The organism is Streptococcus suis (assembly GCF_024509555.1).
Taxonomy (GTDB): Bacteria; Bacillota; Bacilli; order Lactobacillales; family Streptococcaceae; genus Streptococcus; species Streptococcus suis_AD.
On sequence record NZ_JAMWEL010000012.1, the window covers coordinates 15394 to 39941 of the forward strand.

The 24548-nt window shown below is 40.9% G+C and carries 24 protein-coding genes; 9 read left to right on the forward strand and 15 right to left on the reverse strand.

Annotated features, from left to right (window positions below; translation table 11 throughout):
* Window positions 1–77 precede the first annotated feature (77 nt).
* Window positions 78–1313 (forward strand): DNA cytosine methyltransferase, encoded by a 1236-nt coding sequence (locus NF418_RS06385; RefSeq protein ID WP_256778893.1) that lies wholly within the window; start codon window positions 78–80, stop codon window positions 1311–1313.
* Window positions 1314–1378: 65 nt separating this feature from the next.
* Here NF418_RS06385 and NF418_RS06390 read toward each other — a convergent pair whose 3' ends face one another.
* The 3 genes from NF418_RS06390 to trpX are packed head-to-tail and all read right to left on the reverse strand — an operon-like array spanning window position 1379 to window position 4013.
* Window positions 1379–2137: an ABC transporter ATP-binding protein gene (locus NF418_RS06390; protein ID WP_256778894.1), complete on the reverse strand. Its 759-nt coding sequence runs from the start codon at window positions 2135–2137 to the stop codon at window positions 1379–1381.
* The gene (locus tag NF418_RS06395; RefSeq protein ID WP_256778895.1) at window positions 2134–3000 is read right to left on the reverse strand and encodes an ABC transporter permease; all 867 of its coding nucleotides are present in this window, start codon (window positions 2998–3000) and stop codon (window positions 2134–2136) included. The genes NF418_RS06390 and NF418_RS06395 overlap by 4 nt, the downstream gene beginning before the upstream one ends.
* A 14-nt stretch (window positions 3001–3014) precedes the next feature.
* Complete coding sequence (trpX, locus tag NF418_RS06400) at window positions 3015–4013, reverse strand: tryptophan ABC transporter substrate-binding protein (protein ID WP_306172681.1); 999 nt, start codon at window positions 4011–4013, stop codon at window positions 3015–3017.
* Window positions 4014–4728: 715 nt separating this feature from the next.
* Between trpX and NF418_RS06405 the strand changes: the two genes are divergently transcribed.
* Complete coding sequence (locus NF418_RS06405; RefSeq protein WP_256778897.1) at window positions 4729–6387, forward strand: Rqc2 family fibronectin-binding protein; 1659 nt, start codon at window positions 4729–4731, stop codon at window positions 6385–6387.
* Window positions 6388–6424: 37 nt separating this feature from the next.
* On the opposite strand, the gene NF418_RS06410 is transcribed toward NF418_RS06405, so the two are convergent.
* The 4 genes from NF418_RS06410 to NF418_RS06425 form a co-directional block, all read right to left on the reverse strand.
* Entirely contained in the window at window positions 6425–6967 is a 543-nt protein-coding gene (locus NF418_RS06410; protein WP_024413326.1) for a PASTA domain-containing protein, read from the reverse strand.
* A gap of 68 nt (window positions 6968–7035) precedes the next feature.
* A complete protein-coding gene (gene budA, locus NF418_RS06415) occupies window positions 7036–7752 on the reverse strand; it encodes an acetolactate decarboxylase (protein WP_256778898.1) in 717 nt (238 codons plus the stop codon).
* 3 nt (window positions 7753–7755) lie between these two features.
* Entirely contained in the window at window positions 7756–8985 is a 1230-nt protein-coding gene (locus NF418_RS06420; RefSeq protein ID WP_256778899.1) for a tetratricopeptide repeat protein, read from the reverse strand.
* Window positions 8975–10144, reverse strand: coding sequence for an AI-2E family transporter (locus tag NF418_RS06425; protein WP_256778900.1), 1170 nt, complete (start codon window positions 10142–10144; stop codon window positions 8975–8977). The genes NF418_RS06420 and NF418_RS06425 overlap by 11 nt, the downstream gene beginning before the upstream one ends.
* Before the next feature lie 133 nt (window positions 10145–10277).
* On the opposite strand from NF418_RS06425, the gene NF418_RS06430 reads away from it, so the two are divergent.
* Window positions 10278–11288 carry a lactonase family protein gene (locus NF418_RS06430; protein WP_256778901.1) on the forward strand — a complete coding sequence of 337 codons (1011 nt, stop codon included), beginning with the start codon at window positions 10278–10280 and terminating at the stop codon, window positions 11286–11288.
* 55 nt (window positions 11289–11343) lie between these two features.
* The gene (locus NF418_RS06435; protein WP_105106809.1) at window positions 11344–11529 is read left to right on the forward strand and encodes a hypothetical protein; all 186 of its coding nucleotides are present in this window, start codon (window positions 11344–11346) and stop codon (window positions 11527–11529) included.
* A 32-nt stretch (window positions 11530–11561) separates the two neighbouring features.
* Here the strand turns inward: NF418_RS06435 and NF418_RS06440 are convergent, their stop codons facing one another.
* Both NF418_RS06440 and eno read right to left on the reverse strand, forming a co-directional pair.
* The gene (locus tag NF418_RS06440; RefSeq protein WP_256778902.1) at window positions 11562–12203 is read right to left on the reverse strand and encodes an HAD family hydrolase; all 642 of its coding nucleotides are present in this window, start codon (window positions 12201–12203) and stop codon (window positions 11562–11564) included.
* Window positions 12204–12626: 423 nt separating this feature from the next.
* Entirely contained in the window at window positions 12627–13934 is a 1308-nt protein-coding gene (eno, locus tag NF418_RS06445; RefSeq protein WP_099871461.1) for a surface-displayed alpha-enolase, read from the reverse strand.
* A 149-nt stretch (window positions 13935–14083) separates the two neighbouring features.
* On the opposite strand from eno, the gene NF418_RS06450 reads away from it, so the two are divergent.
* A complete protein-coding gene (locus tag NF418_RS06450; RefSeq protein ID WP_256778903.1) occupies window positions 14084–14533 on the forward strand; it encodes a DUF1694 domain-containing protein in 450 nt (149 codons plus the stop codon).
* Between the two features lie 6 nt (window positions 14534–14539).
* Here NF418_RS06450 and NF418_RS06455 read toward each other — a convergent pair whose 3' ends face one another.
* Together NF418_RS06455 and NF418_RS06460 are read right to left on the reverse strand one after the other, a co-directional pair.
* Window positions 14540–14770, reverse strand: a complete 231-nt coding sequence (locus tag NF418_RS06455) for a hypothetical protein (RefSeq protein ID WP_105117417.1) — start codon at window positions 14768–14770, stop codon at window positions 14540–14542.
* Window positions 14761–15888, reverse strand: coding sequence for a glycerate kinase family protein (locus NF418_RS06460; RefSeq protein ID WP_256778904.1), 1128 nt, complete (start codon window positions 15886–15888; stop codon window positions 14761–14763). Before NF418_RS06460 ends, NF418_RS06455 begins: the two co-directional genes overlap by 10 nt.
* A 565-nt stretch (window positions 15889–16453) precedes the next feature.
* Between NF418_RS06460 and NF418_RS06465 the strand changes: the two genes are divergently transcribed.
* The 4 genes from NF418_RS06465 to NF418_RS06480 are packed head-to-tail and all read left to right on the forward strand — an operon-like array spanning window position 16454 to window position 20203.
* Window positions 16454–17239: an ABC transporter ATP-binding protein gene (locus NF418_RS06465; RefSeq protein WP_256778905.1), complete on the forward strand. Its 786-nt coding sequence runs from the start codon at window positions 16454–16456 to the stop codon at window positions 17237–17239.
* Window positions 17240–17259: 20 nt separating this feature from the next.
* The gene (locus NF418_RS06470; protein ID WP_256778906.1) at window positions 17260–18177 is read left to right on the forward strand and encodes an iron-hydroxamate ABC transporter substrate-binding protein; all 918 of its coding nucleotides are present in this window, start codon (window positions 17260–17262) and stop codon (window positions 18175–18177) included.
* A 9-nt stretch (window positions 18178–18186) separates the two neighbouring features.
* Window positions 18187–19233, forward strand: coding sequence for a FecCD family ABC transporter permease (locus NF418_RS06475; protein WP_256778907.1), 1047 nt, complete (start codon window positions 18187–18189; stop codon window positions 19231–19233).
* Window positions 19226–20203 carry a FecCD family ABC transporter permease gene (locus tag NF418_RS06480; protein WP_256778908.1) on the forward strand — a complete coding sequence of 326 codons (978 nt, stop codon included), beginning with the start codon at window positions 19226–19228 and terminating at the stop codon, window positions 20201–20203. The genes NF418_RS06475 and NF418_RS06480 overlap by 8 nt, the downstream gene beginning before the upstream one ends.
* Before the next feature lie 565 nt (window positions 20204–20768).
* Here the strand turns inward: NF418_RS06480 and tpiA are convergent.
* The 4 genes from tpiA to NF418_RS06500 form a co-directional block, all read right to left on the reverse strand.
* Complete coding sequence (gene tpiA / locus NF418_RS06485) at window positions 20769–21521, reverse strand: triose-phosphate isomerase (RefSeq protein WP_004298713.1); 753 nt, start codon at window positions 21519–21521, stop codon at window positions 20769–20771.
* A 175-nt stretch (window positions 21522–21696) separates the two neighbouring features.
* Window positions 21697–22893 carry an elongation factor Tu gene (gene tuf / locus NF418_RS06490; RefSeq protein ID WP_004298711.1) on the reverse strand — a complete coding sequence of 399 codons (1197 nt, stop codon included), beginning with the start codon at window positions 22891–22893 and terminating at the stop codon, window positions 21697–21699.
* A 123-nt stretch (window positions 22894–23016) separates the two neighbouring features.
* Window positions 23017–24003 carry an anti sigma factor C-terminal domain-containing protein gene (locus NF418_RS06495; RefSeq protein ID WP_256778909.1) on the reverse strand — a complete coding sequence of 329 codons (987 nt, stop codon included), beginning with the start codon at window positions 24001–24003 and terminating at the stop codon, window positions 23017–23019.
* Window positions 23984–24487 carry an RNA polymerase sigma factor gene (locus NF418_RS06500; RefSeq protein ID WP_256778910.1) on the reverse strand — a complete coding sequence of 168 codons (504 nt, stop codon included), beginning with the start codon at window positions 24485–24487 and terminating at the stop codon, window positions 23984–23986. The genes NF418_RS06495 and NF418_RS06500 overlap by 20 nt, the downstream gene beginning before the upstream one ends.
* Window positions 24488–24548 lie beyond the last annotated feature (61 nt).

Genomic DNA, 24548 nt, shown 5'->3' on the forward strand with positions numbered 1-24548 from the left:
TCCCACAATAGTTTCTACTGGCCAAGTTTATTTTTTTTTGTTATACTTGTAAAGTATATATTCAGTTGGGAGTTCTTATGAAAAAAACAGACAAGCAATTCATATCTTCATCCACCTTCACTGTGGAAGAAATTGAAGAAATACTACAGGCTAAAATCAAGGAAGAAACTCAAAAAGTCGAAGAGGCCATTACGCAAGAGGAAAAAGATAAGGAACAAGCTATTATTGATACTATTCAATACGATGAAAGTAAAATCAATATTGTTTCCCTCTTTAGTGGCTGTGGTGGACTTGATTTAGGTGTCGAATTAGCCGGCCTTGTTGTTCAGTACGGTCAAGAAAAAGCCTATCAACTATTCCAATCAAAGCTGTCCTATGATAGTCACAGAAATAAGCTTATCAATTTCATTTTTTCAAATGATTTATTTGAATCAGCAAATCAGTCTTACCTGAAAAACTTCCCTGATACGATTTACAAAAGTTCTAAAAATATCCAGAAAGTTTCCCTTTTTCCAAAAGCTAATATCATGCTCGGAGGATTTCCTTGCCCAGGCTTTAGTGTGGCAGGTCCACGCTTGCTTGATGATGAGCGTAATTTTTTATACATTCATTACATCCGTGCACTCATGCAATCAAAACCTGAGTTCTTCATTGCAGAAAATGTTAAAGGTCTAATGACACTCGGAAAAGGAAAAGTGCTAGAACAAATTACAGAAGACTTTGCAGCGGCTGGCTATGTCGTTACTGCCCACCTTGTAAATGCACGAGATTATGGAGTTCCACAATTAAGAGAACGTGTTTTCATTATTGGTGTAAGAAAAGATATTCAGAAAAAATTCAACTATGTCTATCAACTGCCACCAGCAACACACGGACCAGATAAAGAAGCATATGTCACACTCAAAGATGCCATCGGAGATTTACCTCTTGAGCCGAGCGATGTCTTTGATTCAACATATTCTTCTATATATATGAGCCGTAACCGCAAGAAATCTTGGGAAGAGCAAAGCTTTACAATCCAAGCCAGTGCTAGACAGGCACCCCAGCATCCCCACGGATTACCTATGAAAAAAATAGACAAGGAAACATGGGTATTTCAAGGAAACCATAATCGTAGACTATCTACCAGAGAATGTGCTCGCATTCAAACCTTTCCGGATTGGTTTGAATTTTCTAACGGAAATAAAGGAAATGTGACAGAGAACCATCGATTAAATGAACAATATAAGCAAATCGGCAATGCAGTCCCTGTTATTCTGGCTGAAAAAATTGCTAGACCTATTGTCGAATTTTACTACAAAAATCTACTATAAAAAATAAGAATCCTGCTACAAACACAGGATTCTTTCTTTACCTTTATTGACACATAAATATCAAACTAATCAAACAACTTGTAATAATCTTCCAGCTTCATCTTGGATTTTTCCTCAGCCGTTTGGTCTTGAATAATCTGACCATTTTTCATGACAATCAAGCGATTGCCGTGACGGAGAGCATCTTCCATTTGATGAGTGACCATGAGGGCTGTCATTCCCTTGGTCGCAATCAACTCATCCGTTAAGTGCATCAAGGATTGGCTGGTTTTAGGGTCAAGGGCTGCGGTATGCTCATCCAAGAGTAAAAGTTCAGGCTGTTTCAAACTCGCCATCAACAAACTCAATGCCTGTCGTTGGCCACCTGATAAGAGACCTGCTGGCGTATCCAGATGTTTTTCCAGACCATTTCCCACTCGCGGCAGAAGCTGGGCAAATTCTTCGGTCTGCTGGGCCAATCTGCGTGGCACCAAGCTCCGTCCCTCACCACGATACTTAGCGATAAGTAGGTTTTCTGCCACCGTCATCCGCGGAGCAGTTCCCATTTTCGGGTCTTGAAAGACACGAGCCAGATATTTGGCACGCTTTTCTGCAGGCCAATTGGTCACATCCTCACCAAGAATATGGACCGAACCACTGGTCAAGGGCAAGGTTCCAGCAATGACATTAAAGAGGGTCGACTTCCCAGCCCCATTTCCACCCAAAATGGTAATAAAATCACCCTGGTAGATGGTCAGATTGACATTGTCCAAAATCACACGTTCTTCATCAAAACCGTTTGTCACCACCTTGGTGGCATTTTTTAATTCAACAATTGCTTTCATCGTGACAGACTGGCTCCTTTCAGAAGTTTATTTTTCAGCTCAGGAACCATGAGGCAGACCGCCAAAATCATGGCTGAGAAGATACGGAGGTAGCTGGTATTGATACCGAGGGAAATAACCACCAAAATTAAGAACTGATAAAAAATCGCTCCGACAGCAATGGCCAAGAATCGTTCTAACATGGTCAGGTTTCCATACAAGACCTCACCGATAATCAGACTAGCCATACCAACCACGATGACCCCAATACCACGTGATACATCCGCATAGCCTTCTTGTTGGGCAATCAAGGCACCAGCAAGAGCGATGATGCCATTTGAGAGGACTAAGCCTAGCAATTCCATTCGACTGGTATTGATACCAAAACTGCGAGCCATATCCGGATTGTCACCCGTTGCGATAAAGGCCTGCCCAAGTCGTGTATAAAGGAAGAACATCAAACAAGTAATGACTAGAGCAATACTGCCCAGACCAAGCAAGAGACCATTCACCTGCTCTGAAAATGGAAGCAAGTCCTGTAAGCGACTGGTATTTAACAAGCCTAAATTTGCCCGTCCCATGATAAAGAGAATAATGGAGTGACAGGAAGACATGACCAAGATACCTGCCAATAGAGTAGGAATTTTTCCCTTGGTATAGAGTAAGCCTGTAACCAAACCTGCCAAGCAACCTGCTAAAACGGCTGCCAGCGTTGCCAAGACAGGATGAACTCCCTGTGTCAGCAGGGTCACTGCAACTGCTCCTCCCAGTGGAAAAGAGCCCTCTGTCGTCATATCCGGAAAATTCAAAATCCGAAAGGTGACAAATATTCCCATTCCTAGTACAGCCCATAAGAGAGCCTGTGAAACTGTTGATACAATCATAACTTTCCTTTGTTTTATTCAATAACCTTACTTGCCTGATTGATTACATCATCTGACAAGGTAATACCTAATTCTTTAGCTACTTTCTGGTTAACGACAACGGTTCCTTCGTTAAAGATTTGTACAGGTGTATCCGCTGGATTGGCACCGTCAAGAATTTTCGCAGCCATTTTACCAGTTGCCACACCTAAATCATATTGGCTAAGGGTTACAGAAGCGATACCACCGCCCTCTACCATGTCTTCTACACTGGTGAAAATCGGTGTTTTGGTTTTATTGGCCACAGAAACGACAGTTGAAAAGGCTGATGCGACCGTATTGTCCACTGGTGTGAAGAGAACATCTGTCTTACTTGTTGCCACCTCTACTGTAGATGCTAGTTCATTACTTGAAGCTACTGCATACTCCAAAACGGTGTAGCCTGCTTCTTCCGCTGCCGCCTTAAATTCCTCAACTTGAATTTTTGAATTGTCCTCGTTTGAAGAGTAGAGGACACCGATAGTTTTAGCGTCTGGTGTGATTTCTTTTATCAATGAAACAGCATCCGCAACTGGTGTTTGGTCAGATACCCCTGTGATATTTCCACCAGGATTTTTCAAGTCAGATACCAAGTTAGCACCAACTGGGTCCGTTACAGCTCCCATGATGATAGGTAATTCTGTCGTCGCATTTGCCAACCCTTGTGCAGCAGGTGTTGCAATCCCAATCAAAAGCTCATTGCCATTGTCCACCAATTTTTTACTCATGGTCTGAACTTGGGACTGGTCAGCCTCAGCATTCATAAAATCAATCTCCAAATTGTCTGTTGTAGAATAGCCACCTTCTTCTAGTCCGGCCTTAATTCCCATGTAAATCTCATCTAGTGAGTCATGTGTCACAAACTGAAGAACACCAATTTTAACTTTTTCAGAGCTAGCAGACTGACTAGTCTGCTCTTTTTGCGTCATAAACAGGGCGGCAACCACCATCACAGTAAGGGCAACAATTGTAGCAAGTAAATTCTTATTTTTCATCATATCATTTCTCCTTTTTAATAAACAAATCCTACATCATCAGTATACTATTCCACCATCGCCATCGTTTCATCATGATTACCTCGTATTATCTACCATAGTCAAAGTCGAATGTCATTATCTGCATACCGTTTTTTCAATTGAACAACAGTCTACAAAGACAAGGAAAAAGCCCCCACATACTGAAAAACAGTACGCGAGGGCGTCAATGACACGGTGCCACCTCACTTATGGGAATTGTCTAGAATCCTCCCATATCTCATCTCCTCTAACAAGGAGTTGCACTGTAAGGTGTGCGGACCGAACTATCATTGTTTTAAGTTCATTTGCGTGACTGTTTTGGCTGATTACTGAAAGTATGTTATGCCAAACAATCCTTGTGAATTTAGGGCATTTTAGGACTAGGCAGTCGGGTGAAGGCAGTACTGGTGGTACGGCAAGACCGACAAACGACGTCATAAAATAGACATAAATGCACATCAGCCCATTTCATAAAACTCCGCCACCTGTTCCCAGTACCACAGGCTCCCTGAAGACTTCTGCTTTACTACTTCTTCTGATTACAGACGATTATACGGCATCCATCAGTCTTTGTCAATACTTTTGATTAAATTTTCTGAAAACTTTTTATGATAGTAGGGACTACCAGTCTCATCAAAAAACATCAAAATATGATATACTAGACTGAGTTATAGCGATTAGAAAGAGGAACACCATGTCTTTTGACGGATTTTTTTTACATCACATGACGGCTGAGTTAAAGGCCAATTTAGAAGGTGGGCGGATTCAGAAAATCAACCAGCCCTTTGAACAGGAGATTGTCCTCAATATCCGCAGCAACCGTCAGAGCCATAAGTTGCTCCTGTCTGCCCACTCTGTTTTCGGACGGGTTCAGCTGACCCAGTCGGATTTTACCAATCCCAAGGTGCCCAATACCTTTACCATGATTTTACGAAAATACTTGCAGGGTGCCATTATCGAAGACATTCGCCAACTGGACAATGACCGCATTTTAGAATTTTCGGTGTCCAACAAGGACGAGATTGGCGACCATATCCAAGCAACCTTAATTGTGGAAATCATGGGCAAGCACAGCAATATCATCTTGGTAGATAAGTCTGAACAGAAGATTATCGAGGCTATCAAGCACGTTGGTTTCTCGCAAAATTCCTACCGAACCATCTTGCCAGGTTCCACCTATATTCGTCCACCGGAAACGCATTCTCTCAATCCTTATACGGTGTCTGACGAGAAATTGTTTGAAATATTATCGACTCAGGAACTGAGTCCAAAAAATCTCCAACAGGTCTTTCAAGGTTTGGGTCGGGATACGGCTTCTGAATTAGCAAGTCATTTGCAGACAGACCGCCTGAAGAACTTCCGTGCCTTTTTTGACCAGGCAACTCAGCCTAGCCTGACAGACAAATCCTATGCTGCTCTGCCATTTGCCAATAGCCCTGAAAACCAGCCACACTTTGAGAGCCTGAGCAGTCTGCTGGACTTCTACTATCAGGACAAGGCGGAGCGGGACCGGGTGGCCCAGCAGGCCAATGAGCTGATCAAGCGGGTGGCCAGTGAGTTGGAGAAGAATCGCAAGAAACTGGTCAAGCAGGAGCAGGAATTGGCGGATACGGAGACGGCGGAGTTGGTGCGGCAAAAGGGCGAGCTCTTGACCACCTATCTGCATCAAGTGCCCAATGACCAGTCGAGTGTGCGGTTAGACAACTACTATACGGGCGAGGAGCTGGAGATTGAGTTGGATGTGGCTTTGACTCCTAGCCAGAATGCCCAACGTTACTTCAAGAAGTACCAGAAACTCAAGGAGGCGGTCAAGCACCTGACCAACTTGATTGAGGAAACCAAGGCGACCATTATCTATCTGGAGTCCGTTGATACCATGCTGGGACAGGCTAGTCTGGCAGAAATCGATGAAATCCGTGAGGAATTGATTGAAACAGGCTACCTCAAACGCCGTCATCGTGAGAAAATCCATAAGCGTCAGAAACCTGAGCGATACTTGGCGACGGACGGGAAGACTATTATTCTGGTAGGAAAAAATAACCTGCAAAATGATGAGTTGACCTTCAAAATGGCCAAAAAAGGCGAACTCTGGTTCCATGCCAAAGACATTCCAGGCAGTCATGTGGTTATCACAGACAACTTGGATCCAAGCGACGAGGTCAAGACCGATGCGGCGGAGTTAGCCGCCTATTTCTCCAAGGCTAGACATTCCAATTTGGTCCAAGTCGATATGATTGAAGCCAAAAAACTCCATAAACCAACAGGTGGCAAACCTGGTTTTGTGACCTACCGCGGTCAGAAAACCCTCCGTGTCACCCCAACTGAAGACAAAATAAAATCCATGAAAATCTAATTCATGGATTTTTTGAATTATTCAAAGAAAATACTGCCTATTTTTCTTTTTTCCCAAATGGTTTTGCAACAAACTTAGCTAGATTACCTACATTCTTACCAATTTCTTTATTTAGGGTATTTGCATGTTTACCGACTTCCTTACCAAAATTATCGATACGTCTACCAACCTCTTTTTGAAACTCTTCTTGCTTTTGTTTCTCACGCACTCTTATTTCCTGAGCCTTTTCTAAGACATCATGATCGACATAAGATAGTTTCACCAAGGTTCCTGATTCATATTTTCCTGGTTTTGGATTCATTGCAACTACCGAATCATCACTATACTCTAAATATTTTTTATCTGCCTTCACTAGCATTGTTAAAACAACAAAACCTTTGGCTTCCAATACTTCTTTGGCTTCATAAACATTTAATCGACGAACATTTGGCAATTGAACTAACGTTTTATTATGACTGATTTTAGCAGCAATTGCTTTTTCAACTGCTGGAGCAACTCCTTTTACCAAATCTGCTCCAACTTCTGCTGCCACTGCAACTGCAACACCTTTAGCAACTTTTCCAAGACCTTTTTTAGACATGTCAATTCCCCTTATCTTTTTTATGTATTTTACCACAATAACACTGTTTTTTCAACTCGATAATGAACCTACTCCGCCTTATCAATATCTTCTCTAACTTCCTTAGCGTTGAATTTAGCAAAAAGATACTGGCGGTCTTGAACAGGAAAACGTTGGTCTAGTTGATCTACTGGCCCCACTTCCACCATTCCTTCTGAGATAACATAGTCCATGACATGCCCGCCAAATGTCAAATCATCCGAAATAAAATGCAAATGATAGCCAGCCACACTGACACCATGGAAAATCTCTGGCGTCCAAATCCCAACAATGGTACCTGAAATATTCTCAGCGGTATACTCAGGCTGGCGACTTGCCACCTCCGCAAAACGGACATCAGAAGCCGATTTTGGAATCATGCGCACGTGCATATGCGAAAACATCCCTTTGATTTTGATGGATCGAAAAAGATTTTCCCCATCATAATAGGATTCAATTCGCTGGTGCAATTCATCGCTAGTCATTTCAAAGCGTTGTTTGAAAATGACTTCTGCTTCATGGAAAATAACTGCCGCATAGGGAACCTTCATATCAGCTGGAACTTCAACCACTTCTGGTTTCTCCCCTGCCCCCTTGGCCTGATAAGCCTTTCCATCCAAGACAATCAGCTCGCCATCAATGGAATCCAGGGTTCCCAAACCCAAATCACCATGTTCCAACAATTCGCCAACCGTCAAGGTGCCGCCATACAATCCAGCCATTAAGGCACCTAAGGTATTGTATTGAAATAATCGATTTACTTGCATAACCTACTCTTCATTCAAAAATTCTTGCATGGCTAAATCGTCTGGCACCAATTGGATATAACGACTAGCTTGCTCTTTTGCCTCATCCAAACGACCAAGTTGACGTAAAACTGCTACGTAATCAGCCAAAAATTCAGGATTCTCAGCCAATTCTCCAGCCAATTCATCGTAAAGCTCAATAGCTTCAACGTCTCTTTCTAGAGCTTGATAGGCTTTGGCCATATTCCAGCGAGCTAGAACGTTATCTACCTCTTCATCAAATAAAGCCACAACCTCTTCAAATCTTTCCTGCTCAAGATACAGATTGGACAAGCGCAGAGCTAGTTCGTTACTATCATCTGCCACCTCTTTTGCCCGTAGAAGATAATCTTCTGCCCCCGCCTCGTCATGCAATTCATAGGCATACTGAGAAGCCTGTAGCAATAGATTGGCATCAAAGTCATTTTTTGCCAAGCCTTTTTCCGTCATAGCCAAGGCAGCTTCTAATTTATGCTCGGCATGAAGCGACTGAGCATAGGCATATTCATAGCCCTCAAAATCAGGATTGATAGTATCCAACTGCTTGAAATATAGATTGGCCTTTTGGTATTCTTCTCGTTCAAATAGCAGAGCTGCTAACTCAAAAACCGTCTGATCATCGTATTCCAATTCAACAGCTTTTTCCAAAAATTCAATGGCTGCTTCAAATTTACCTAAACCTGCATAGGCAATACCAATTCGCTGATAGGTAGAAACTCCAGTTAATTCGTAAATTTCACGATTATCCAGCTGGGCATAATAGGAAATAGCCTCCTTAAAGTATTCCAATTCCATGTCCAATTCCGCCAAGCCATAGAGGATAATGGGTTCAGCTGATAAGTGACTTGCTTCTAGCAATTTTTCACGCGCCACATCCGACAAGCCTTCTGCCTGATACAGGTCCGCCTTGACCACCAAGGCTTCTGTATAAAAAGGACTGTCCTCTGAAATTTCTTCCAAATAACCGAAGGCTTCTTCAACTAAGCCATCTTCAAAGGCAATCTGAGCCAGTTGCAAAGCTAGCTCTGGAAACTCAGACAAGAGCTTAGTATAAATATCCCGTGCCTGATGAAAGAATCCAATACTTTCCAGATAAATAGCCAAGGTTAAGAGTGTATCATTATCATCTTCTGCCAAGGCGCGCTTGAAATACTTATCTGCCTTGTCTAAATCCTGTTGGCCTAAACAAGCCAACATTTTTTCACTATTGTTCATGTTCTACTTCACTTTCTCCCACTTCTTCATAGAGACCACTATAAGTCTTATACCATTCAAAAATTGCCTTGACGACCACCTTGATAGATGCATAAATTGGAATTCCCAAAAGCACACCCAGTACTCCATACATCTGACCAGCCGTCAATAAGACAAACAAAATGGTAATCGGGTGGATACTTAAGGAAGAACCGATAATCAAAGGCGTTACAAATCGTCCTTCGATAGTTTGTTCTACCATAAAAACAATCAAGACTTTAATTAGCATAACAGGTCCAGCAATTAATCCTAAAATAACAGCAGGAATCATAGCCAAAAATGACCCCAAATACGGAATCAGATTAAGGAAACCAGCCATTACACCTAAGGTTACAGGATAACTAAGTCCAATCAATGAAAACATGACAGAAAACATGAGAGCAACAATAATAGCAACCGTTACCTGACCACGCACATAGTTGGATAACTGAGCATTGACATCTGTCAAAACCTTGCTGACGGATGAACGCCATTTAGTTGGCAAGTACTGCGTAACATGAGCATTTAACTGTTGACCATCTCGCAATAGATAAAAGAGGATGAAAGGCATTATCAAGATTGCTACAATTATCTGAGAGGCCGTTGAGATCAAACTACTCGCCCAGTTTACCGCACTAGATGAAAATTTCTGTGCATAGGAAATAATTTGATCATTGACCTTATTTAACATTTCCAAGGCAGTCGGACGAAACTGTTCAAATTGCTCATTTTCCAATAAGGTCGTTACGTGACTTTCAATCTTCTGTATATTTGAAGGAAGATTTTGAGCGAAAGAAGTTACCTGTTCTTGAATACTTGGAATAGCTACTGCCAACCCCCAAACTAGAAGCAAGCCTATCAAAACAAACAAGACTGAAATAGCAGCTGTCCGTGAAATCTTATACTTCTCTAACCAGTCCACGATTGGATTCAATAAATAGTAAAGTAAACCGGTCAACAACATAGGTAGTAATATTATTTCGATAAAACTTCCAATCGGCTTCAGCAAAAAACTAACTTTAGTAAAGACGAAAATAGTCAATAAGACCAATAAGGTCACTAGAAAGAAAGTAACAGCTTGATTATTTAAAAACCACTTAAAAAACCAAGACAGTCTAAATCGTTGATTCTGCTCATCCATATCATTTCTCCAATTCGTTTTTCTCTATTGTATCATGTAATGGAATATTTTAGACAAATGAAATATAGGATTTCTCAGACTTTCCAGGAAAAATATGATATAATTTTTACAATCATTTTCAAAGGAGATATATATGGCTATCTATTTCGGCACATATACCAAACGTGATTCAAAAGGAATCTATAAGGCTCAGTTTGACAACGAAACTGGTCAACTCAGCAACTTAGAATTAGTCACTGAAGAACCAAATCCAACCTACCTTGCTTTTGACAAAACTGGACGACTTTATTCAGTTGGAGCTGAAAATGGTCAAGGCGGTATTGTAGCTTTTGATACTGATTTTAGCTTGCTAAACCATGTGGTTAGCGAGGGTGCACCTCACTGCTATGTAGCCGTAGATGACGAACGAAATCTAGTTTATGCTGCCAATTATCACAAGGGGCAAGTTCTGGTCTATAAACAACTAGAAAATGGCTACCTAGAACTTGCAGATATAGCGCAACATGAAGGTTCTGGTCCACATGAAAATCAGGCATCCGCCCATGTTCATTTTTCTGATTTGACACCAGATAAGTTTTTGGTGACCTGTGATTTAGGTTGTGATCAAGTTGTAACCTATAAAGTAACTGACCAAGGTAAAGTAGAGAAAATCGCAAGCTATCAGGCTGCGCCAGGAAGTGGTCCAAGACACATTGTTTTTCATCCCGTCGCAAAAATTGCCTACCTCATTTGTGAACTCAATTCAACCATCGAAGTCCTTATCTATGACGGTTGTGGACAATTTGAACTCATGCAAACTATCTCAACCTTGCCTGAAAACCATACAGGTTTCAATGGCGCAGCTGCTATTCGTATCACCACAGATGGAAAATTTGTCTACGGTTCTAACCGTGGTAACGACTCAATTGCCGTCTATAAAACACTTGGTGACGCCAGTCTTGAATTGGTCCAAATCGTGTCAACCCATGGCAAGACACCCCGTGACTTTACCCTAAGCCCAGACGAGAAACATTTAATCGCCGTCCATCAAGACTCTGATAATGCGACAGTTTTTGTTCGTGATACTGAAAATGGTAGATTAACGGAACTTTCTCATAATTTCTACATTCCAGAAGCTGTATGTGTCACATTTTTTGAAGACTAATTATTTGTGAAATCGCTCTACTTTTGGTTTAATATATCTATAGGAGGTGAGATACATGAATCCAGTAGATTTATTTAATCAAGTTAAAGAACTTATCGCGAATAAAGACTTTGACGGCGCAAAACAATTCATCGAAGAAAACAAAGATAACTTCGGCGAATACTTGGAGCAAGCAAAAGGCTTGTTGTCAGGTTCTGAAGGTGTAAACGGACTTTTGGACAAGGTTAAAGGCTTGTTCTAATACATGGAAAAACTAGGCAGAGAATATTCAGTCTAGTTTTTTATTTGTTCAAAAATATTTGTTATCTCTTGCAATGAAGGTATTACCCAATCACTCTTCATTTTTCCATTTTCACTGGCATGCTTTCCAAAACCTGTCAGTATCCGTACAGTCCTCATTCCCAAAGATTTAGCAGGTAGAATATCATTATCGTACCTATCCCCAACATAGACAACTCTATCAGCAGGGATGTTTGCCTTTTGCAAGGCAAGTGTGAAAATAGCTGTATTTGGTTTAGATAGCCCAACCTCTTCAGAGAGGATGATGAGTTGAAAATATGACTCAATTCCCCACTCTTTAAGCAGTTCTCTAACACTACTAGACTGATTTGCAACAATCCCCAATCGATAGTGTTTTGATAATGTTTCAAGAACCTCTCGTACTTCTGAATAGAGCTTTATCCCTTCATTTGTCCATAAAGGACGTGGCTCGGTCGGTGCAAAATAGTGCCAGGTCGCACGAATTGGATCCAGCGACTGATGAGCATACTCCGCCATTTTCTTTTTATAAGAATCTGATGAAACCTCTATATCCAGAGACTCTAACTTCTTCACACACTTGTCTATATAATAACCATAAGCAGCCTCTTCATCTAAAAGCGTCGAACCTAAATCAAAAAATATCCACTCTATCATCCCGCTCTCCATTTACATTCAATCTACGGACACTTACACTAGTATTATTTCATTTTAGGATATCATATTTTTATAGTAATGCAAAGAAAACTTCCTAGGAAAACCAAGAGGTTTTACTATCCCTTGTTATTCTAACTCGGGAATAAAACAGTCTACAAGACATTGAAAAACAAGTCCGAAGATTTTCGGACTTGTTCTTGTGATAACCCTCGCTATGCTAGCTCGGAGATAAATTAGTACACTGTACTGCGAAAAACAAGTCTGGAAATTTCCAGACTTGTTCTTATTATAACCTTCGCTATTCTAGCTCAGGGATAAAACGGTCTACCAGACATTGAAAAACAAGTCCGAAAATTTTCGGACTTGTTCTTACTATAACCCTCGCTATGCTAGCTCGGGGATAAAACAGTCTACCAGACTGTTTTATTTTTTCAAGTTGTAGAATGAGTTCAAGCCTTTGTAGACTGCAACTTCACCCAATTGGTCTTCGATACGAAGCAATTGGTTGTATTTAGCGATACGGTCTGTACGTGACAATGAACCTGTCTTGATTTGGCCAGCGTTAGTTGCAACTGCGATGTCAGCGATTGTTGAATCTTCAGTTTCACCTGAACGGTGTGATACAACTGCAGTGTAACCAGCTTCTTTAGCCATTTCGATAGCTTCGAATGTTTCAGTAAGAGTACCGATTTGGTTAACTTTGATAAGGATTGAGTTAGCAGCACCTTCTTTGATACCACGTGCAAGGTAGTCAGTGTTTGTTACGAAGAAGTCGTCACCAACCAATTGAACGCGTTTGCCAAGACGCTCAGTAAGAGCTTTCCAGCCATCCCAGTCGTTTTCATCCATACCATCTTCGATAGTGATGATTGGGTATTTGTTAACCAATTCTTCAAGGTAGTCAATTTGCTCTGCAGATGTACGAACAGCAGCGCCTTCGCCTTCGAATTTAGTGTAGTCGTAAACTTTACGCTCTTTGTCGTAGAACTCAGATGACGCACAGTCGAAACCGATCATGATGCCGTTTTCGCCAGCTTCGTAACCAGCAGCTTCGATAGCTTCGATGATTGTTTCAACACCGTCTTCAGTTCCTTCGAACTTAGGAGCGAAACCACCTTCGTCACCAACAGCTGTTACCAAACCACGAGCTTTCAAGATTTTCTTCAAAGCGTGGAATACTTCAGCACCCCAACGAAGACCTTCTTTGAATGAAGGAGCGCCAACTGGCAAGATCATGAATTCTTGGAAAGCGATAGGAGCGTCTGAGTGAGAACCACCGTTGATGATGTTCATCATTGGAGTTGGCAATACTTTAGTGTTGAATCCGCCAAGGTAAGTGTAAAGTGGCACTTCAAGGTAGTCAGCAGCTGCACGCGCAACAGCGATAGAAACACCGAGGATTGCGTTTGCACCCAATTTACCTTTGTTAGGAGTACCGTCAAGAGCGATCATAGCGCGGTCGATAGCTTGTTGATCACGAACGTCATAACCGATGATAGCGTCAGCAATCACGTTATTTACGTTGTCAACAGCTTTTTGAGTACCAAGACCAAGGTAACGAGATTTGTCACCGTCGCGAAGCTCAACTGCTTCGTGCTCACCAGTAGAAGCTCCTGAAGGAACCATACCACGTCCGAAAGCACCTGATTCAGTATAAACTTCAACTTCAAGTGTAGGGTTACCGCGTGAGTCAAGGACTTCGCGAGCGTAAACATCAGTAATAATTGACATTATATTACTCTCCTTTGAGTTTAAAATAGTTACATTGCTATCATACCCTAAAATAAGAGATTTTTCAAGAAAAAATAGGCTATTTTACTGAAAGAAATAATGTAAACGCCTTCCTTTGCATTTTTACTGGGATATGCTATACTAAAATTATGACTGATTTACATACTACTATCCTACAAAAAGCCTCTGGCGAAACCCGCCTAAACCCTGATGAACAGCGCTTATACATGGGAACTTATCGCGAGCGCGTTGTTCTTCTTCTCACCTTCGAGGACTTAGCAAATGAGCTTGTCATATCGGCATTCGACACCATCTGCCAAAAGCTAGCAAATAGCTACATACCTCTCTTTCTTAAACTCTCTCCCTCCCTGGCGGACAAGCAACAAATTTCCCTGATGAAACTCGCTCAAGCCCTTGGAATTACTTCTTCCATCATCGATGAGAAAGTTAGTAAATCTCCCTACGCTCTGGTCTTCCATACAGATCATGCAGTTGACTTAGAAGAAATTAACTTAGAAGTTATCTTTCCAAATCTTGTCAAGAAGGAAGAAAAAAAGGAAGATAGCAAACCTTCCTTCTGGAAAAAATTATTTGGTTAAACTTATTTATCGATAAAGCAGTATTAATATTAAAGCAAAAATAATACAGGTTAGACAAAGGATTCCTAGCAATCTGCCTCTTTCATTTTTTTCATTGAAAAAGAACATTGTTCCATTTGCCTTTATTACATTCGTTTCCATTCCTCTTTCTTTTTCGGAAAGTCTCAAAACGGATACTAGCTTTGCAAGACAAATAAAAATAAATAAGGTAATAGCCACATATTTCACTAATTCCATCTTTGTTGCCCTCCCAACTGAAGAATTCTTGCCACCTGTTCTGCTGTGCGGACCAGGTTTTTTTCTCCCTTTTTAAGCGTATTTTCTAAGTCATCAACTTCAGCAATAATGGGAAATGCGGCGCAGATATTTTCAAAAGGAAAATCGGGAAGATTATCCTTTAAGCTACCACAAATGGCAATGACTGGAATGCCTATTGGGGTACGTCGTGCCACTCCGATAGGTGTTTTTCCTGCCAAACTCTGGGCATCCATTCGTCCCTCACCTACAATAACTAGGTCAGCCTCAGCTACTCGCTTGTCAAAATCTAATTGATCCAGAACAAAGTTTATGCCAGTTTGGATGCGGGCACCTGCAAATTGCACCAACCCTGCCGCCATACCGCCTCCTGCACCAGCACCAGCCAGTGTCAAGATAGCTGGATTGACAAGTTGATAAAATCTTTCCATTTCTCTATCGACTTGCTCAAACTTCGTAGAATCCAGTCCTTTCTGACCAGCAAAAATATAGGTAGCTCCTTGAGGTCCGCAGAGTAGATTGTCCACATCAGTTATCAAGTCAATCTGAACAGCAGACAATTCAATGGCCATATCTTCTGTGGAAAAGTCCGCAATCTTACCCAGATTGGCACCGATGGCTTCCAGTTCCTGATCCTCTCTGTCATAGAATTTTACACCAAGACCTGCTGCCATTCCTATGCCACCATCATGGCTGGCAGAGCCACCAATTCCGATGAAAAACTGGTCGGCACCTTTCTGCACCAGTTCAACCAGCAGTTCACCCACTCCTCTAGTAGAAACTAGCAAAGGATTTCTTTTTTCTAGCGGAATACTGGCTAGTCCTACTATCTCAGCCATTTCAAATACAGCAAGACCATCTCGCATTGCATAGGTAATACATATCCTATCCCCAAATGGTCCTGTCACTTCTGTCTGGTATTTCTCTAAACCCAAGGCTTGTGTCAGACTGTCGAGGGTTCCTTCACCTCCATCACCCAAGGGAAGCAAATCATAACTTGCCTGGGGATAGACCTTTGAAAACCCTTGCTTTATGGCTTTAGCAACCTCTGCTGCTGAGAGAGATTCTTTGAAGGAATCTGGAGCAATTAGAATACGCATAGATATCCCACCTTTCTATATAATTGTAGCACTCCTTTCCAGGTCTTTCAAGAAAAATTCGAGTATTTCCTTAAAACATGATATACTGGACAAAAGGAGGCTTCCATGTATCAGACTATTTTATTTGACCTTGACGGACAACTGTTAGATGTATTTCAATAGGATTTACTTGAACATCATGATAGAAGAATAGGCACAACGTCCAAAGTCAGGACGATATTTCTTTTCTAAATCATCATAAACAGATACTAAATATCATAGATATTTCCAAATTTTTAGTGAAGAAATCTACCTAAATACTTCTTTACATACCAATTATATATTAGTGAATTGTCACATATATGATCAAATTTATCACTTTGTGTTACAATTATATTTTTTTAATATATTATAGTGTTGTTACAGATATCCTAAAATACCATTTAATATATGATATTACAGGTATCTCATTACCATTCCCCTTTTTTGTAATCATTCTTAACAATATTAAAATTTTCAGAAAACTCTTCTTTTTAATAAAAAGCTATGATATAATGGAAGTCCAAACGAAAAGGAGAAAGTCTATATGGTAGATATACTAGCTGAGGATTTGACCGTTGCCTATGATAACAAGTTGGTCCTATCTGATTTAGCTATTGACGTGCCAGAAGGAAAGATTACCAGTATTATCGGTCCAAATGGCTGTGGCAAGTCAACCCTGCTCAAGTCACTCAGTCGAATACTACCTCTGAAAACAGGAGTAGTCCTATTAGATGGTCGAGATATCCACCGATTAGATACAAAGGAAGTCGCTCGTAAATTAGCCCTCCTGCCACAGATGCAAGATAGCATAGAAGGAATCTCAGTCTATGATTTGGTATCTTATGGACGTTTTCCACATCAAAATCAGTTTGGTCGTCTAACAAAAATAGATAGAGAAAAGATTGACTGGGCACTTGATAAGACAAATACGAGAGAATTTGCCTCTCTCCCTATTCAGTCACTCTCTGGTGGGCAACGCCAGCGAGTATGGATTGCCATGGCTCTCGCACAAGATACAGACCTCATCTTCTTAGATGAACCAACGACCTATCTTGACATGCATCACCAGCTTGAAGTTCTACTTTTATTGCAGGAACTAAACCAGCAATACAAAAAAACAATCGTCATGGTTCTCCATGATATTAACCATGCTGCTCGTTTTTCTGACTATATCATTGCCATGAAAGAGGGACAAATCGTCTGTCAAGGCCAGGCAGAAAGGGTTATTACTGCTGACAACCTGCGACAGATTTTCCAAGTTGAGGCAGAAATTCTACCTGCAAGTCACTACGGCTATCCCCTTCTCACTACCTATTTCCCCATAGAATAAACAAACTAAAAGGAGATTTTATGAAACGTTTTTTTACACTCATCAGCTTATTGCTCGGATTGATTTTACTGACTGCCTGCTCGGCTATTTCCCAAGATAAAAGCCAAACAGCTGTATCTAGCATGCCAACGATCGAAGGCATTACCTATTACGGTGAAATTCCTGCTCAACCTAAAAAAGTTGTCAGTCTAAACTTTGCCAATACCGGCTACCTGCTACAACTAGGTTTTGATGTGGTAGGTGCTACATCTTATGATATCAATAACCCCGCTTTTAAGGATATGTTGAAGAATACTCAAACTGTCACCAGTGAAGATTTAGAAGCTATCACAGCCTTAGAACCTGACCTCATCGTTACCTCTTCTACTGATGAACAACTGGAGCAATTGGCTGCTATTGCACCGACAATTGCCCTTGAATATGGCAAACATTCCTATCTAGAGACTCTAACTGTGTTCGGTAAGATTTTCTCAAAAGAGGATCAAGCACAGGAATGGCAAACAAACTGGAAGGAAAAAATCACTACTGCAAGCGAGAAAATCAAAGCAGTAACAGGTCAAGATGCTAGCTTTACCATTATGGGTTACTTGGGCAAAGACCTCTATCTATTCGGTAATAACTGGGGACGTGGTGGCGAGATCATTCACCAGGAACTTGGTTTTACCGCACCACAAAAGGTAAAAGATGAAGTTTTCGGACCAGGTTTCTTAGCTGTTTCACAAGAAGTGCTTGCAGACTATGCCGGAGATTATATTATTCTAGCAGTTGAAGATCAAAGCTTGGCAACCAGTCTTGAAAATAGCGACAGTTGGAAAAATTTACCAGCAGTACAAGACAACCATATTCTCAAGGTTGATACAAAAGCCTTTTACTTCAACGACCCTATCTCACTTGAATACCAATTAGAGCTATTAACAAAAATGATAACATCAAAATAAGGAATCTCTATGGCAAATAAACCACTGGAGAAAACAAATAGGGAACTGGTCCTAGTTGGCTCAAAGGCCAGACTAGCACCTCTCCCTATTTTTTTCATTCTAATCTTATTCATCCTGCTTGGCAGCTATCTTAGTTTGCGGTTTGGAGCAAAAAACTACTCCCATGGAGAACTACTTTCTGTATTGGAAAATCCATTCCAATCTTCTAGCCTTCAAGATATTATTTTCGATTTACGATTCCCAAGATTACTGACTGCTGGTTTGGTCGGGGCTAGTTTAGCCGTTTCTGGTACAGTCATGCAAGCCATTACACGTAATCCATTAGCTGACCCAAGTTTACTCGGTATCCCTGCTGGTGCTGGACTCTTCTTATTAATAAAAATGATACTCCTTCCAGATACCTCCTCTCTCCTATCCCTTCTAGTCAGTATAATAGGTGCTGGACTGGTAGCTGGACTAGTCATATTATTCGGTCAAGCAGGAGGAAACAAGAATCCCTTAAGATTAATACTAGCCGGATTGATGATAACCGCTCTGGTCCAATCGCTTGGTCAATCACTAGCTCTGGTTTATCAGTTATCAAATCATATTTTAGGATTACAGGCCGGCAGTTTAACAACTAGTAACTGGCAACAGCTAGGCTGGTTCAGTCTTCCAATTCTCTTTGGATTAATCATTATTCAGATTTTTGCTCATTCCCTAACCATTCTCAGCTTAGATAAGAGCCTAGCTACTTCTCTAGGCCAAGACACTCAAAGAATGACGCTAGTCTTTCTATTTATCGTTGTCTTACTATCTGCCTCATCCGTTGCATTGGTTGGTAGCTTATATTTTGTTGGGCTCATCATACCAAATCTATTTTTAAGATTTATGCGAAAAGACTACCGTTTTTTACTTCCTATATCTGGACTAGCAGGTGCCGGTTTTCTCATCTGGGTAGATTTGTTGAGTAGAACCCTTAACCCTCCCTATGAAATACCTTTATCCAGTATCATTCATCTCGTTGGTTTTCCCATTTTTATTTGGCTAATTAGAACAGGAGGGACAAATGACTAAAAAACAAATTTTCGGGCTTGTTCTCTCATTATTCACCCTTCTATCCTGTCTATCAATTGTTTTTGCTTATTCCAAATTAGGAATACCAGATTTCATTCACCTTCTACTCGGAAATGCAAACAGGACCACTCAATTAATATTTTTGAATATTCGATTACCTAGACTTGTCGTTTCCATTATGGCAGGGGGAAGCCTAGCCCTAAGTGCCCACCTCTTTCAAACCCTAACACGCAATCCTATGGCAGATTCAGGCATCTTAGGGGTAAATGCGGGTGCGGGTTTTCTCCTTACCCTTGCAACCACTTGGAACATAAACAGTCTAGTATTTCAACCCTTTCTGGCTCTTACAGGTGGAGCTTTGGCAACTGCTATCGTTTTCTTCCTAGCCATCAAACCAAGGCAAACTCTTCAAGCACACCGTTTAATACTTACTGGAGTGGGCCTTTCCAGCCTTCTAATGAGTAGCACCATTCATCTCATGATGCAATTTGACCCATATAAATTAGACAACCTTATCGGCTGGCTCTCCGGAAGATACGTTGGAGATAATTGGCAACTCATCACTTTGACTTCCCCCTTACTCATACTCTTATGGTTTGTTACGATTATTCGCTATCAACCATTAAATATTTTCCAACTTGATAATCAGGTAGCTATTGGTCTTGGTTTAAAAATGAAACAAGAGAGACTCTTCATACTCATCCTAGCAACAAGCTTAGCCAGTCTATCATCTATTCTGGTAGGAAATACAGCTTTTGTTGGACTGGTAGCCAGCCACCTAGCTCAAAAATTAATTGGAAAACAACACCAATATAGCCTTCCCCTATCAATGCTACTTGGTGCCATTCTTATGCTACTAGCTGACATGATTGCTCGATCGATTCTAGTCGGAACCGGAATTCCAACAGGTTTAGTGGTGACGGCCATTGGATCACCATACTTCTTATTTTTGATGACAAAGCAAGCATAACACAAGAACTGTCCGAGAATCAACACATCTGCAGTCATTTGAATTTTCGTTTATATATTTCATTGTCACTTTCGTCTTGAACTACTCTACAGAATCGAATTCATTTGCAAATTACACTTTCATCCTATTACAACCACAAGACCATACTAGCACCCTACCCTCAGATATTTTTCTGAAAGCTAATTCAATAGACTATAAAATCACTATTAATCAAAAAGCATCCAAACACTAAAAAAGAATGGATGCTTTTTAATATCTAACCCCAAAATATTGCAAACTGAATTAAAAATAGGACATCTCTAAAATTATAAATTTGAGACCTCTGAAGTTTTTTGAGAGCGAGTTGCTGGCACTATCACTCAAATATATCCTTTTCCTAATTTACACAAATAGCTTGTCTGAACAATCTTTATCTAAGGTTCTGTTCAACTTCAGAACCAGTTCTCAGAATTCCTTACAACATCATAGCACATAGAGAATTGCTATCCCTGTACTTTTTATCGATGGATGATATTTTGCTGACAAAAAACCACCCGTGCAGACACGGATGGTTTTGAGAGTGATATTAGAAGTTCAACAATGCTAGGAAGCTTTCTGCTTCAAGTGAAGCACCACCAACAAGCGCACCGTCAACGTCTGGACATGCCATGTATTCAGCAACGTTTGATGGATTTACAGAACCACCGTATTGAACGCGAACCTTGTCTGCCACTTCTTGACCGAAGTCAGCTGCAACAACATCACGGACAGCTTTACACATGTTTTGTGCATCGTCTTTAGTAGCTGATTTACCTGTACCGATTGCCCAGATTGGCTCATAAGCAATAACAAGTGACGCTACTTGTTCAGCAGTCAAGTCTTTCAAGGCTGCAGAAACTTGTGCACCTACGAATTCAACCGCTTTACCAGCTTCGTAAGTTTCAAGTGACTCACCACAACAGATGATTGGTGTCAAACCATTACGGAAGATAGCGTGTGCTTTCTTGTTGATATCTTCATCAGTTTCGTGGAAGTAATCACGACGCTCTGAGTGACCAATAACCACATAGTTAACGCCCATTTCAGCCAATACTTTTGGAGAAGTTTCACCAGTGAAGGCACCAGCATCTTCAAAGTAGCAGTTTTGAGCAGCAACTTTCAATTCAGAATCTTTAGCGAACCACAAAAGAGCGTTCAAATCTACAGCTGGAGCTGCGATAGCTGCTTCAATCTTGTCGCCAGCAGGCAATTTTCCTGCAATTGCCTCAACGAAAGCTTGCGCTTCTTGAGGATTTTTGTTCATTTTCCAGTTTCCTGCAATGATTGGTTTACGTGACATTTCACATACCTCTTCTTTTTTATTTTACAAAGCCCATTATAGCATAAAATCAGGCAAGGATAAAGCATTTCCGTACATTTTATGAATACTTACAGAAAAACTCTCTACCCAAAAGTAGAGAGTTACAATTTTTGTTGTCTGACAAATAATTGTTATATCTGGGAACTCAATCGAATTAAGCTTCGATTTCTGTAACCATACCTGAACCAACAGTACGTCCACCTTCACGGATAGAGAAAGTAGTACCTTGTTCAACGGCGATTGGGTGGATCAATTCAACGTCGATAGTAACGTTATCACCAGGCATTACCATTTCAGTACCTTCTGGCAATTTGATTGAACCAGTTACGTCAGTTGTACGGAAGTAGAACTGTGGACGGTAGTTGTCGAAGAATGGAGTGTGACGTCCACCTTCTTCTTTAGTAAGGATGTAAACTTCACCTTTGAATTTAGTGTGTGGGTTGATAGAACCTGGTTTAGAGATAACTTGACCACGTTCGATTTCATCACGTTGTACACCACGAAGAAGCACACCAACGTTATCGCCGGCAAGACCTTCATCAAGTTGTTTACGGAACATTTCAACACCAGTAACAACTGCTTTAGATTTTTCTTCTTGAAGACCAACGATTTCGATTTCATCGTTGACACGAACTGTACCACGGTCGATACGTCCTGAAGCTACAGTACCACGACCAGTGATTGAGAATACGTCCTCGACTGGAAGCAACAATGGTTTGTCAGTGTCGCGTTCTGGTTCTGGAATGTACTCATCAACAGTGTTCATCAATTCCATAACGATGTCTTCGTACTTAGTGTCACCTTCAAGGGCTTTAAGAGCTGAACCTTGGATAACTGGAAGATCGTCACCTGGGAAATCGTATTCTGAAAGAAGGTCACGGATTTCCATTTCAACCAACTCAAGCAATTCTTCATCGTCAACCAAGTCAACTTTGTTCATGAAAACGATAAGGTGTTTAACACCAACCTGACGTGAAAGAAGGATGTGCTCACGAGTTTGTGGCATTGGACCGTCAGTTGAAGCTACTACAAGGATCGCACCGTCCATCTGAGCAGCACCAGTGATCATGTTTTTAACGTAGTCCGCGTGTCCTGGAGCGTCGATGTGAGCATAGTGACGTTTTTCAGTTTCGTACTCAACGTGTGCAGTGTTGATAGTGATACCGCGCTCGCGCTCTTCTGGAGCAGCATCGATAGACGCATAGTCTTTAGGTTGGTTAACTGATGAAGGCAAGCGACGTGCCAATACAGTTGTGATAGCTGCTGTCAAAGTAGTTTTACCGTGGTCAACGTGTCCAATTGTACCAATGTTAACGTGGGGTTTACTACGATCGTATTTTTCTTTTGCCATTTTGGTAAAAGCCTCCAATAAAATATATTTTATAGATAGACAGTAGGCAATACGGTCTAACTTTACCTTACTATTCTATCAAATTGTGGCAGAATTGCAAGCATTTTCTATCTTTTTTATTATTTATTCTAAATCTAATTGATAATAGGGCTGATTTTGGAGGCTAGCTCCGATACTCGAAGCATAGATCCAGTCCTTGCCCTCAAGCTGTGCAAAATCTTCTGCTTTGCCTGTTAGGATAATGCCTGCAAACTCCAACTGGTCAATCTCTTCTTGTTTAGAGAAGTCCGTTTTACCAAATTTGTCCAAGAAAGTTTTGACATCTGTGACGAGTGCGTATTCCCCTATATAATGATTATACTGTTCAGTCATTTTTTTCATAGGTGTTAAAGGATTCCATGCAGCTGCTTCTGTTGGTAATTCAGCATCTGGTTCATAAACCTTTAGAGCCTCTCCTTGAAAACCAAACAACTGATCAATGCGGAAATCAGCTGTGTTCTCCTTAGAAGCTGTTCCAATCCAGTACCAATTCTTTTTCAAATTTTGAGGAAGCATGGTCTGCAAGTCTCCAAAACTATATTTTTTGTCAAAGGTGATGGCTACTTCTACTAGCTGATTGGGCATGTCTTTCACTAAAGAAAGTTCTTGACTTGGAACAGTTGCAAAGTCATCTGTGTCAACTTTCTCCGTATTATAGAAGAGAGGGAGTTTTGACCAGGTTTGACGATCATAGGCAATTTCTCCCTTATAAGAAGGTCCATCCTGAGAAAAATTCAAATACGTTCCCAACCAATCATAGTGGTATTCATAGTCACCAAAGGCAACTGGAACCCCTGCTAAGTCTTTGTGGCGATCTGCATGGACAGCTCCAGCAAATAGAGAGGTCGCTTTATAATAGTAGGTTGAGTATTCAATGTTTGGATAGGCAACTTGTGACAATAATTCGTGTTCTTGATAGATTTTTTCACCATTATTGGCAGTCAAAATCTGCAAGGTCTTCAAGGTCGCCCCCGTTATCAGCAAGAGCCCTAATGTAGATAGACCAACTGTTTTCCATAAGTGTTTTTTCTTACTTTTCTTTGTTGCAATTTCAAAAGTTTTCATATTCATACCCTTTCTCTTTTAAGTTTTTTGCTAGAAGTTTTCGACCGCGGTAAAGATTGATTTTCACCAAACTCTGACTATATCCTAAGATATGGGCAATCTCTTTGACACTCATATCCTGAAAATAATAAAGGTCAATGATATGCTGATACTTGGATGGTAAGTCTGCGACCGCCTGATAGAGTTCTTCATAACCATCCTGGTCATAAACCAATACTTGCTCTCTAGTAAAAAATTCCCTTTGTAGAATTTCATGATAGTGCTTGTCCCTCCTGTATTTGTCGATGTAGGCTCTAACTGCCGAACGATAAAGCCAGGCTCGTAATTTATCAAAAGGAAGGACAAGTTCTGCTTCTAAGATTTTCACTAGTACATCCTGGGCTATATCCTGACTATCTGCAAATGTGGCGCCTGATTTTTGTAAATAGTAGGAAATCTCCTCGGCAATACCGATGACTTCTTTTTCATATTCATCTAATTTGATGCCCATCTCCTCCTTTCACTAATAAAACGAACAGGATCTTATTTGGTTACACATTTTTTAAAAATAT